Annotated in this window: 6 protein-coding genes; 1 reads left to right on the top strand and 5 read right to left on the bottom strand. The window is 64.9% G+C overall.

Going from position 1 to position 13,011, the window contains the following annotated elements:
* Nucleotide 1 precedes the first annotated feature (1 nt).
* Complete coding sequence (locus ABWP89_RS01580; protein ID WP_353226689.1) at nucleotides 2-5,530, top strand: AAA domain-containing protein; 5,529 nt, start codon at nucleotides 2-4, stop codon at nucleotides 5,528-5,530.
* A 50-nt stretch (nucleotides 5,531-5,580) separates the two neighbouring features.
* On the opposite strand, the gene ABWP89_RS01585 is transcribed toward ABWP89_RS01580, so the two are convergent.
* The 5 genes from ABWP89_RS01585 to leuC all read right to left on the bottom strand — a co-directional run bounded on the left by ABWP89_RS01585 (nucleotide 5,581) and on the right by leuC (nucleotide 12,981).
* Nucleotides 5,581-7,401: a hypothetical protein gene (locus ABWP89_RS01585; protein ID WP_353226690.1), complete on the bottom strand. Its 1,821-nt coding sequence runs from the start codon at nucleotides 7,399-7,401 to the stop codon at nucleotides 5,581-5,583.
* A gap of 164 nt (nucleotides 7,402-7,565) precedes the next feature.
* Complete coding sequence (locus ABWP89_RS01590; protein WP_353226691.1) at nucleotides 7,566-9,983, bottom strand: penicillin acylase family protein; 2,418 nt, start codon at nucleotides 9,981-9,983, stop codon at nucleotides 7,566-7,568.
* 66 nt (nucleotides 9,984-10,049) lie between these two features.
* Nucleotides 10,050-10,943: an alpha/beta fold hydrolase gene (locus tag ABWP89_RS01595; protein WP_353226693.1), complete on the bottom strand. Its 894-nt coding sequence runs from the start codon at nucleotides 10,941-10,943 to the stop codon at nucleotides 10,050-10,052.
* Nucleotides 10,940-11,557, bottom strand: coding sequence for a 3-isopropylmalate dehydratase small subunit (leuD, locus tag ABWP89_RS01600; RefSeq protein ID WP_353226694.1), 618 nt, complete (start codon nucleotides 11,555-11,557; stop codon nucleotides 10,940-10,942). The genes ABWP89_RS01595 and leuD overlap by 4 nt, the downstream gene beginning before the upstream one ends.
* Nucleotides 11,557-12,981: a 3-isopropylmalate dehydratase large subunit gene (gene leuC, locus ABWP89_RS01605; protein WP_353226695.1), complete on the bottom strand. Its 1,425-nt coding sequence runs from the start codon at nucleotides 12,979-12,981 to the stop codon at nucleotides 11,557-11,559. The genes leuD and leuC overlap by 1 nt, the downstream gene beginning before the upstream one ends.
* Nucleotides 12,982-13,011 lie beyond the last annotated feature (30 nt).

The following is a 13,011-nucleotide window of genomic DNA, read 5'->3' on the forward strand; positions in this document are numbered from 1 at the left end:
CGTGCCTGAAACGCACCAGCAGTCCGCTGCAACCGTCGTACTGCGCAGCCTGGGCGATGTGTTTGGCCAGGTGCAGCACGTGCCGTCACCGGAAGACATGATCCTGATCATGGTGCAGCTGATGCATCAGGTCGCCGCGTTGCACGCGCACGGGTGCGTTGCCGAACTGACGCTATCGTCAGTGCGGGAAAGGCCCGACGGACGGCTTGAACTGGTCAACCCGGCTGGCGCCGCAACGCGCAAGAACCTGGCCGCGATCGACCGGGTACAGCCCAAGGTTTCCTCCGCGCTGAAAGTGGTGGGCGAATACCGCGTCGTCAGCGACGAGGAAAAGGGCACGAGCGTCCACGACTTGCGCGCCGCGACGGATGAGGACGCGGCGATCACCAAGCCGATCTACCTGCCCGATTTGCGCAGCTGGGAAATCGAGCTGGGCCATCATGACGAGATTACCGATGTCTTTGTGATCGGGATGATCATGGCCTGCTTCGTGTGCGGCCTCGACCCCACCGATCCGGCGCAGATCGAACGCTTTTCGATGAACCGGTCAAACCTGTTCGCGATCGCACCACGACTGCACCCGGTGCTCGCCTCGATCATTCTCGAAGCGACCATGCTCAACCGGCACGAGCGCGCGACGGACCTGGCCGAACTGGCCGGGCGGCTGCAAAGCTATCGCGACCAGCCGGTCGCGCTTGACGTCGACCGGGTCCTGTCGGCAACGCACGGTGTGCCCGGCCGAAGAACCGCCGTCATGGCCCATCTGCGCGATCGCCTGTTCGATCTGTCGCGGCGCAACAAACTGATTCACTTCCGCCCCACCCAGTCGAGCGTCAACCTGACCGAATCCAGCATGCCGATCGTCATGCGGATTGAATCGGTGCGCAGCGAGCAGCTGTGCACGTGGAAGGGCAAATTCATTCAGGATGTGCTGTCCGGCCGCAACGTACCGCTGGGCCAATGGCTGCGTTTCGAAGATCAACCCCACCTGCCCTCGTCATTCGACCGGCTGATCCAGGAAACCCGGCGCGACCGGGCAGAATACGGTTTCAGTCACTTGCGCCTGGCGGTTGCGTTCCTGCATTGGCACAATCTGAAAGAGGCCCCCAACGAGCGGATCAGTTCGCCCTTGCTGTGGCTGACCGCAGAGGTGACCAAAACCAAGGGCGTGCGCGATCAGTACATGCTGCGCTGCGTCGATGCTGTGGCCGAATACAACCCCGCGTTGCGCCACATGCTGCGGCAATTGTACAATATCGAACTGCCCGCTGAAATCGATCTCACCCAGACCTCGCTGGCCGAGGTGCACGCCGATCTCATGCGCCAGATCCACCACAGCGAACCCGGCGTCAGGCTGGAACTGCAGGAACGGCCACAGATCCAGCTGATCCACAGCAAGGCGGTGCAGCGCGTCAACCGGTTCAACCGGCGGCGCAATCCCGGCCGGCAAACGGTCAGCACCAGCGTGGATTACAGCTATGCGCGCGATGATTATCGCCCGCTTGGCCACGCGCTGTTTGAAAAATTCGTAAGGCCCTCGCCGCTGCCCCAGCGCATTGCCTCTGGCGGGTCGCTGGCGCCAAAGCGGACCTTCATGGTCGCCGAAACCGAAGCGCTAAGCTATGCCAAAGGCGGCGACGAGGGCCACAAGTTCGCCTGGGAAATCGATCTGACCCAGGTCACGCTGGCCAATCTCAATTACAAAAAGATGTCGCTGGTGCGCGACTATGCCGAACTGATCGACCGGCCCGCAGCACAGCCGGGATTTGACCAGGTGTTCTCGATCGAACCCCGGCCGTTCACGCAAGACGTGCCGCCACCCGTTCCCTATGCCGATCAGTGGAACGTGCTGGCATCCGATGCCACCCAGGATGCCGCTGTCGCGCTGGCGCGGACCGGGCGCAGCTTTATCATCCAGGGCCCACCGGGCACCGGCAAATCGCAGACCATCACCAACCTGATCGCGGACTATGCCGCGCGCGGCAAACGGGTGTTGTTCGTCTGCGAAAAACGGGCGGCGCTGGATGTGGTGTTCCACCGGCTGGGCCAGGCCGGGCTTGATCGGCTGGCCTGCATCATCCACGATTCGCAGGAAGACAAAAAGGGCTTCATTGCCGATCTGAAGCAGCAGTACGAACAGTGGGGCAAGTCTGACGACCGCCTCGGCCATTTCCAGACCGTGCGGGCAAAAACCGTGTCCGCGCTCGATCAGCATATCGCGGCCATCGCCCGCTATGACGCGGCGGTGGGCCGCCCGGCGCAAGGACCGGGGTTACGCGATCTGGTGCGCCGCGCCGTGACTTTGCCGCCACCGCCAGCTGGATTTGGCCCGCAATTGCGCGAACAATTGCCACCCTTTGAAGCCTGGGACACCAGTCGCGCGATGGCCGGCCGGGCGTTCCGTTCGGCGCATGAACTGCTGGGCGCAAACAGTCTTGCCGCCCATCCGTTTGCCCTGATCAACCGCGCCACCGTCGATGACGCGCGGCCGGTGGCCAGGGTCACGGACATGATCGAAACCGCAGAAGCACTGCTGCAGCGCCTCGATCGCTGGTTGGACGGCGGCAGTGCGGTCGCATCGGGAACCACGCCGGTTGGCGACGCGGCCATCGCGACCGACCTGGCAAACCGGCTGGTCACCACCGGACTGGCCCGCGCGCTTGACCTGCTGGACCCGCTGTCGGACGCGTCGAACCGCTTGCAGACCCATCGCGCCGAAATTGCCCGGCTGGAAACCCTGCGCGATACTGCGGTGCGCGATGCTGCGAACTGGCGCGAACCGCTTTCGCCCGGCGACACCGCTGCCGCGCTCGATCTTGCGCGTGCCAAAGAGACATCGTTTCTGCGCCTGTTCAGCGGCCCCTGGCGGCAGCTGCGGCAGACTGTGCAGGAACGCTATGACTTTGCCGCCCACGCCGTAACGCCGGGGATCACCGCCGTGCTCGAACTGCTGGCCGCACGGCACGCGGCGGAAACGGCGGTTGACGCCGCTGCGGCGGCGTTGGGCGAACGGCTGCAATCGGCCAACGTGAACGATCTGATCGCACTGCGCGCCGCGCTGTTGGACGGCGGCAACCCCGGCAAGGTGGAGATCGCGCTGCTGGAAAGCGCCCGGCAATCGCCGCACCCGGCCGAAACGCTGGCGGCAGAGGCCCGACACGCCGATACGGTGCGCAACCTGCGCAGTGCGGTGGATGCGGTGCTGGATGGTGCCGGCCAGTTTTCCTTTGACCAGCTTTCCGAAGTGCTGCGTGACATGCGTGAGGCACTGGACGATCTGCCCGACCTGCTGCCTGCGCTGCGCGAGGTTCATCAGGCCGAAGCCGGCGTCGCGCTGGCCTTGCGGACCATCCCGCTTCCCCTCGCCGCGATCGAGGCACTGATCATCGATGAGGCAATCGCCAGGATCGAACGCACCAAGCCCGAAATCAGACGCTTTGATATCGACCGCCTGGTTGCCGCCGCGCGGCGGGCCAGTTCGGCGCGCGACCGGCTGCGGGATGAAAATTCCGACGCGATCACCGCCGTGCTGCAGCGCAAATTCCGCGAAAATGTCAAAGTGTCCGAACAATCGGTCACCCAGCTTGATGCTGCCGGGCGGGCTTTGAAGAAAGCCTATGCCACCGGCCGCCGGGAGCTGGAACACGAGTTCGGCAAGTCCATGCGCTATCGTTCGATCCGGGACCTTGCCAGCGGCGATCCGGGAAATGTGGTCAACGATCTCAAGCCGATCTGGCTGATGAGCCCGCTGTCGGTGTCGGACACGCTTCCGCTCACGGCCGACTTGTTCGATGTGGTGATTTTTGACGAAGCGAGCCAGATCCCGACCGAGGAATCGGTGCCGGCGCTGTGCCGTGCGAACCAGGTCATCATTGTCGGCGATGAAATGCAGTTGCCGCCAACCAGCTTCTTTTCGGCTTCACTGGATGACGAGGACATGGAAATCGTCGCCGAAGAGGATGGTGAACGGATCGCGATCCTGCTCGATGCGGACAGCCTGCTGAACCAGGCTGCGCGCAATCTGCCCGCCACGCTGCTGGCCTGGCACTATCGCAGCCGGTCCGAAGCCTTGATCAGCTTTTCCAATGCGGCATTCTATGGTGGCCAGCTGGTCACCGTTCCCGACCGCAGCCTGCGCCTGTCCCAAGGCCAGCCAGGGCCGGTGGAATCGGGCGAAGCGGCAGAGTGGGCGGCTGGTGTCACGCGCCTGCTGGCGGCCCCGATCACCGTGCACCGCATGGCCGATGGGCTTTACGAAAACCGCACCAACCTGCCCGAGGCGCGCTATATTGCCGGACTGGTCCGCGAAATGCTGTCACGCGAAACCGGCCAGAGCATCGGCATCGTGGCGTTTTCCGAAGCGCAGCAAAGCGAAATCGAAATTGCGCTCGATCACCTCGCCGCCGAAGATTCCGCGTTCGCGGCGTTGCTGGAACGCGAATACACGCGTGAGGACGATGGCCAGTTCAACGGCCTGTTCGTCAAAAATCTGGAAAACGTGCAGGGCGACGAACGTGACGCGATCCTGATGAGCGTTTGTTACGCGCCGGATCGCAAGGGCCGCATGGTGATGAATTTCGGCCCGATCAACCAACGCGGCGGGGAAAAGCGGCTCAATGTAATTTTCAGCCGCGCGCGCCGCCACATGGGAATCGTGACCACGATCGCGCCAGAGGCGATTACCAACACGCACAACGACGGCGCCCGCGCCTTGCGCAGCTTCCTGTCGTTTGCAGAGGCGCAGTCCGGCGGCGCGCAGGATCACGCCCAGGCCGTGCTGGCCGGGCTCAACCCGCAGATCGCCGGGACCTTCGCGGCGGCGCTGCCGGTCGATCCGGTCCGCGATGCCATCGCCGCCGGCCTGCGGGCGCGCGGCCACACCGTTCATGAACATGTCGGCGGGGCCAGTTTTCGCTGCGATCTGGCCGTGGTGAACACCGCCGGCGATGGCTATGCGCTGGCCGTGCTGCTTGATCGCGATGATGGCGCGGTGGGTGCGGTTGAGGAACGCCATGTGTTCCGCCCCGGAATTCTGCGCGCGATGGGCTGGCGGGTGATCGACGTTCCGGTGGCCAACTGGCGGCATGCACCCGATGCGACCATCGCACGGATAGAACGCGAATTGACGTCATGCAGCTGGACCCTGATCGATAGCGATCCGTTTGCCGGCATCACGATGCCCCAGCCGGATGCGGCGTACGCGCCGAAATCAACCGGGGCAACCAGCGCGGGCATCCTGTCGCCGGACGACGACCGGGCCCCGTCCGCCGCCGTGTTTCCGCCACAGGCCGATGCCCCGCCGCGCCAAACGGCCGAGGCCGCGTTAACGGAATTCCGCCTGGTCGAAGGTTCATCCAGCAAGTTCTGGCGCATCGGCGTGTCGGGTTGTGACCTGACCGTCGAATTCGGAAGAATCGGCACACGGGGCCAGCGCGTGGTCAAAACCTTTGACGACGAAGACCGTGCCCGGCGCGAGCAAATCAAGCTGACGCTTGAAAAGACGCGCAAGGGCTATCAGGAAATCGGGTAAGCCACGGGCCACAAGCGCGGGGACATGCGCGCGCTCGCCGCCCGGTACGGTCAGACCGGCGTGTTCAGCGCCTTCATCGCGGCTGCCTTGATCGTGCGATCATCGATTGCGCGGATCAGGCGCATCAGCGCGGGCGCAACATCGGCCTCGCCCAGATGGATCAGCGAGGCAATCGCGGCATTGGCGACAACCTTGCTGCGCCGGCAATCATCGCCCATCGTCAGGCGCGCGCTGGCAGACAAGGCCACCTGTTCAAGCGTGGCGATGGCCACTTGCCGTTCCGCCATGGCGGTCATCAGCCAGATCGCGCCGCGCAAGAGCTGTTCGTTCTCCAGCGAAACCTTTTGCCAGGACTGGATCGTGCCATAGTCCCTTGGACTATCAGGCCGTTCCGGTACACTCGCGGCCACCGGCAGCTTGTGGTGCGTGGCCGATTGCCGGTCCCAGTAATGGTCCGTGTAGCCCAGCAGGCTTAGTCTGAACGGCGCGGGCACGCTGGCGCAATTGCCAGACGCCAGTTCCATGGCCAGCGCCAGTCCCGTGGCAGCCATGTCGCGTTGCGCAATGACCGCGGGCCAATCCGGGCGCTGCTCGTTCAGCCATCTGACCGTGCGATCCATCAGCCAGGCGTTGTCTGCATCGGCGAGCGACTGTGGCGTCGGCAGCGGCGAATGAAACACGCTCAGCCAGCTGCACAACTGCGCCAGGGCCTGCGCGGAACCGGCAGCATCGGCGAGCGCTTTGGCTTGCTTGAGCCAGGCCGCGGTCGGCCGGGGACCATTGGGAACGCAGATCAGGTGTTCGATCAGCGCTGTGCACTTCGGATCCGAAAGATCGCCCAGGGCATCCAGCGCGGGGATATCCTTGCCCTGCCATTGCCAGCGCAGCATCGGCTCCACTTCGGCGCGCACCACATGCAGCCGGCGGTAATCGTCGCCCTGGGCCAGCGGGGTTTTCATCCTGCCATAGTGTGTCCTGAGATCGGCAAAGTCGCGTGAGGCTTCCCACGCGCAGTCCGCCCACGCGCCAAAACGCGGCGCGAAAGGGCCGGCTGGCGGGAATGCCGCCTTGAACGCGGCCTCATTCTTGAGCCAGGCCGGTGCCGGCTTTGCCTTCAGCTGCGCCAGGATACCATGCAAACCGTCGACCGTCGCGCCAAGCAGTTCGCACCAGAAGGCGTGGTTCGGCGGCATATCCTGCAGGGCATGGGGATTTTCCGCGCCGTCGCAGCGTTCGAGCAGCAGCGCCGTGGCAGACGCTTCCTTGCCGGCGAATTTCTCGACCATCTCCGCCCGGGTGACAAGCTTGCGCTTTCTTGGTTTGTCATAGGCCCTGATGTCGGCGTGCCGGCGCAAGGTTGCGGCATATTCGCCCAGCACGTCCTGATCGACCGTGGTGAGAAACGCGCCGTCCTTCACCGCTTCGCGCATCAGCCGAAACAACGTGAGCACTTCCTGCTGGTAATAGTCCTCCCGATAGCGTTCGCGACCAGTGATCAATGCCATGAGCGCTGGCAAATCTTCGCGCGTGGCGCGCAGCTCATGCCGAAAGCATGCGTCAAAGGCTTGGTCGGCCCACTCCGCCCGTGTTTCGGGCGTGCCGCGCGAACCCACATAAGCCGCAATCAGGGCGACCTCACCGCCCAGCGCGCGCAACAGTTCCATGCGCTCTGCGACCGACATCTGGCCGACGAAATCTCTCAGGGTAAACCCGGGCACGGGCCGGAAGGCGTGCTGGAGCCAGTCGAGCGAAATAGCCCCCTCGTGCCCCGGACGCGCGAACCGGTTGTCGCTGCCAGATTGCGACGGGCTGGATTCCAGCTTGAGCCCGGCAGACTTGCGACCAAACACTTTTCTGCCGAATTCAAACATTGTACCTCCGACAGCATGAAGATCGTCTGGTCCGATCGAACATTCGGCCGGACGTTGCGTTCAGGCACAATAATCAGATCCCGGTTTAATCGCGGTTAATTGCCGGCAGACATCCCGCTGACCGGCATGCATCCAAACCACGGCGATGCCCTGGCGCCGCGCATTCAGGGTGTGTAGGTCAACTCTGTCGAAGATTCCCGACCTGCCGCAATCGCGGCGGGTGCCAGATCAATCCGTTTGAACCGGTTTTCGGCGTGCATCTGCACCTGATCGGTAAGATGCGCGGTGCCGTGGCCGGCCGGATCGATGAACTGGTTCTGCCCGCCCACCTCGGTAATCGTGTAGATCGCAGCGTTCGCCGGGGTCAGCTCCATCATGCCCACCCAATCCTCCTCACCGTTGAGCGGCACCATTTTGGGCCCCAGGCCAAGCTCTGCCCACAGCGCGGTGCCCCGCTCGTCGTCATCGGGCAACGGCGGCCGCGCCGGATCGTCGGGCTGATCGGTAAAGTATTTCCAGAAAATCGGCGTTTTCCAGTCCGCCATCGCGCTCTGACCAAATGTGGGGCGAAGCGCTGCAATCGTCTGGCGGATCGTGTCGGCGACCACCGCGTCGCGCGTGCGGCCCAGAAGGTAGTCAAATTCGACCGGCAACCCCGCCGCCTTGCCCTGCAAAGTGCGATACAGCAGGCCGGTGCGGTATTTCAGATAGCGGTTGGCATCGATATCCTTCCACCAATTGCCCATCGCGGGATCGAACAGCACCTTGGGTGCGATCTCCAGCCAGGTGCGGAACAGGGTCAGCCCGGCACTGTCATAGCGGCCATCGGCGTCGCGGTCCTCGTACAGCCCGTCCCACGCTGTCATCAGTGCCACGGCCTGCGCCACGTCGGGGTCGTTGGCAGAGGTCGCGGCGGCGCGCAGGAACGGCGCAAACAGGTCGGGCGGGGCATTGGCGCGGTCGCGCGCACCATAGGCGTGCCAGATCTGGCGGTTGTATTCGGCCATATCGACCAATGTCGCGCCGTGGGCCGCCGCGCCCAGCCGGTTGCCCAGCCAGGTGCGGAACGTGGCGCCCATCCGCGCCTCATCACCTTCGCGGGTCCAGCTGGTCGCCTTGCTGTTCCAGGCGTGGATATAGGCTTGTTTCGGGTTGATCATGTGCGGGCGCTCGGCCGGCGACAGAAAGCCCTGCCATTCGTATTCGCCGGTGCCGGGGGTTGGCAGGCGCGGGTCGGTGCCGGCTGCGCGGCGCGGTTGCAGCCCGGTTTCCCAATAGCCGATCTGGCCGCTTTCATCGCCATAACAGATGCCGAAATTGGTCGAGAGCCGGGCCATGGCCGCGTCGAATTCACCGATCGAGCGCGCCCGCTGCATATCGACCAGCGCGACCCAGTTTTCCAGTTCATGCCCGCGCTGGGCAAAGCGGTGGGTATAGGCGATGGCGTTGACCGGGTCCTGGCTGACCACCGCGCCGTGCACCGTGCGCGTGAATTCGTGAACGACGGGCACAGTGCCTTTGACCACGATGGTCTGCGTGCTGCGCTCCATCTGGCGCCACGCACCGTTGAACCAATAGCGATAGGGATTGTGGGGATCGAGCTTTTCCGCAAACGTATCGGTGCTGTCCGACTGGCCAGAGGTGATCAGCCAGCCATGATGGGCCGCGCGCCCCATGATCGGCACGCCCCACGCCGGGGTGGTAAACCCCGCGCTGTCAAAGCCGCCGCCATGCAAGTGAATTTCCGGGCCATCTGCGGTCGATTCCATCATCAGCACTTTGCCGCTGGCGGTCCGTTGCGGGCCGAGCACCAGGCAGCGACTATGGTCCCTGCCCGGCGCCGGCAGAACGGCGGCGGCCTTTGCGGCCCCCAGCGGCGCCAGGGTCAGAAAGGTCGGCACGGGCAGCGGTCGCGCCGGGGCCAGGTCTTCGCCGGGGGGAATGGCGGTGGGCGTGTCGGGATCGCTGGCGGGCACGACATCGTTGAAAATCTGCCGCCCCGCGCTATCGCCATGTTGCGCGATCATCGCCTGCAGAAAGGCCAGATTTTCAACCTCTGACCCGCCGCGATCGCGCGGAAACCCTGCCACCATCGCCAGAAAATCGGTCAGCGCCCAGCGTTCGGGCGACACGCCCCATTTGGTGAATTGATAGGGCGTCTTGTGCGCCGGATCGCGCGCAATGTCGTCGATCGCGCGGTTTACCCCATCGACATAGGCCTGCAGCATGCGCCGGTATTCGGCCGGAATCGCACCAAACATGCGCAGAAGCTCGGCCTTGTCGGCCAGGCGCTGACGCGAAACCACATCCGATTGCACCGCTGATGGACCCAGAATTTCGGCCAGCCGCCCCAGCGCGCGCCGCCGCGCCTGTTCCAGATCGGCGAGCCGGTCCTGCGCCTCGGCAAAACCGGCGCCGAACAGCACCGCTTCGGCCGTATCGCCAAACACATGCGGCACACCCATCGCGTCGCGGTCGATCCTGACGGTCTGCGCCGGCGCCGGCGTGTCACCGGCGTGGGCAACGCCTGCCGGCAAGGCGGCGGAGGTCAGCAACAGCGGCAGGATTACAAGGCGCTTCATGGGCACGTACTCGCGTCGGCGTGGCATGCCCACACTATGATCATGCGCCAGCCGCTGGCAACACCTTCACAGGAATGTGCGCAGAGCCTGCAGCAAGGCCGCCGGCGCTTCCTCTTGCGGGCTATGACCACAGGCGATCGCGGCCCCGCGCACATCCGTGGCCTTGTCCTGCCAGGTGGCGACCACATCATACAGCGCACCGACCGTGCCCATGCTGCCCCACAGCACCAGCAGCGGCGCAGCAATTCGCGCATCTGCATCCGCCGCATCGTGGACCAGGTCGATTCCCGCCGCCGCTCGATAATCCTCACAGATCGCATGGCGCGTCGCCGGATCGGCATAGCAGCGCCGGTATTGCGCGATCACGCGCGGGTCGCTGGTGCCGGCAATTCCGGTCTGGGTGGCCAAATGGGTGTCGAGAAAGTGATCGGGATCGGCCGCAATCAGCCGTTCGGGCAGATCGAACGGCTGGATCAGAAAGAACCACCAGAAATAGCGGCGCGCAAATTCCATGTTGGTCCGCGCATACATCGTCGCGGTCGGCGCGATATCGATCAGCACCAGTCGCGTCACCGCCTGCGGGTGGTCGAGCGCCATCCGGTGCGCCACGCGCGCGCCGCGGTCATGCGCGACCACGGCAAAAGTTTCGTGGCCGAGCATCCGCATCAGTTTGACCTGGTCGAGCGCCATCGCCCGCTTGGCATAGGCACCATGATCGGGGCCACCGGCAGGCTTGGCGCTGTCGCCATAGCCACGCAAGTCACTGGCCACGACGGTAAACCGTTCGGCAAGTTGCGGCGCAATCTTGTGCCAGGTCAGGTGGGTCTGCGGATGGCCGTGCAGCAACAGCAGCGGCGGGCCGCTGCCGCCCGTGGCAAAACGGATCGAAACGCCATCCACATCGGCATCGAACCAGCGAAATCCGGGAAGGATGTCGGGATGCCCGGCGACCGGTTTCATCCGGGCTGATCGTCCAGCAACCACGGCGCAGCGGCCAGATAGTCCGCCTCGAACGCGCGGATGCGGTCGAACAGCATGAGCGTTTCACCAATCCGGTCAAGCCCGAGCATGATCGCGCGGCGCTGCGATTTCTCAATCGCAAACGGCACAGTCAGCGCGTCGGCGACAATCTGCTGCGATTCCAGATCGATCGTCAGCTCGGCCGCGCCGCCGGCCACAGCCTCCATCAGATTCGCCAGCGCGTCGGGCGCCAGGCTGATCAGCAGCAACCCGTTGTTGGCGGCGTTATCGGCAAAAATCGCGCCAAAGCTGGTGCCGATCACCGCGCGAATGCCATATTGCAGCATGCCCCACACTGCGTGTTCGCGCGAAGAACCGCAGCCGAAATTGGGCCCGGTCAGCAGGATGCGACAGTCCGCCATCCCCGGCCGATTGAGCACAAAGCCGGCACGCCGCGCGCCGTCGGCAGCAAAGCGCAGATCGTGAAACAGCCCGCGCGCCAGCCCGGCGCGGTCGATGCCTTTCAGGAACTGTTTGGGCATGATCACATCGGTATCGATGTTCGCGCCCGGCAACAGCGCTGCGGTCGCGGTCAGGCGCGTAAACCCCGCCATCACGGCACCATCGCGCGCACATCGGCCAGATGCCCGGCGATCGCGGCGGCGGCGACCATCGCCGGGCTCATCAGGTGGGTGCGCCCGCCGGTGCCCTGTCGCCCTTCAAAATTGCGGTTGGTGCTGGATGCGCAGCGTTCGCCCGGCGCCAGCACATCGTCGTTCATCGCCAGACACATCGAACAGCCGGACTGCCGCCATTCAAAGCCCGCCGCGGTGAATATCCGGTCCAGCCCCTCCGCCTCTGCCGCGCGGCGCACCGCGCTGCTGCCCGGTGACACCATCGCGCGCACCCCTGGCGCAACCACGCGCCCGCGCAACACCCGCGCCGCATCGCGCAGATCCGACAGGCGGCCATTGGTGCACGATCCGATGAACGCACGGTCGATCGGGATTGTGTGCAACGGCGTGCCCGGGATCAGGCCCATATAGGCCAGCGCCCGCTGCGCATCGGCCTGCGCCGGCGCGGGCAATGCGGCGGGGTCTGGCACCGTGCCGGTGATCGGCAGCGCCTGATCGGGGCTGGTGCCCCAGGTCACCATCGGCGCGATCGTGGCAGCATCCAGCCGAACCTCGCAATCGAACCGCGCATCGGCATCGCTGTACAACTCGGTCCAGGCTTTGCGCGCGCGTTCCAGCATTGCCGCGCCCGGCGCGCGCGGTCGGCCCGCTATAGCCGCCAGCACCGTGTCATCGGGCGCGATCAGCGCGACGCGTGCGCCGCATTCGACCGCCATGTTGCACAGCGTCATGCGCCCCTCGATTGCGAGTGCACGCACCGCTGTTCCGGCAAATTCCAGCGCATAACCATGCGCACCCGCCGCGCCGATCTGGCGGATCACCGCCATCACCAGGTCCTTTGCGGTGCTGCCGATCGGCATTGCGCCATCGACCGTCACCCGCATCGTCTTCAGCCGGGTATAGGGCAGGCACTGGGTGGCGAGCAGATGTTCGATATCCGATGTGCCGATGCCGAACCCGACCGAGCCGAACGCGCCATAAGTGGTGGTGTGGCTGTCGCCGGCGGCAAACACCATGCCCGGCAGCACCCAGCCCAGATCGGGCAGCACGACATGTTCGATGCCCTGCGCCGGATGGAACACGTCGAACATTTCGATCCTGAAATCGCGGCCGTTGCGCGCGAAATAGTCGATCTGTTGCTGCGCATCCGCATCCGCCACCGGCCCGGCGCGATCGGGCGCGGTTGAATTGACATGATCGACCACGCCAATCGCCGCGCGCGGCCGCCACACCGTGCGCCCGGCCGCACGCAAGCCACTGAACGCCTGCGGGCTGGTATATTCGTTGAGCACGGTGCGATCGACATACAGCAACAGCCGCTCACCTGGCCCGCGCACGTCATTCAGCGCGCAGACGCGGTGCCGATCGATGATCTTGTCATAAAGCGTGGTCGGTGGCGGCAAGGCAAACCCCGTCGATAGGTCTGGCCGCAG

This window comes from Novosphingobium sp., from assembly GCF_040398825.1.
Classification (GTDB): Bacteria; Pseudomonadota; Alphaproteobacteria; order Sphingomonadales; family Sphingomonadaceae; genus Novosphingobium.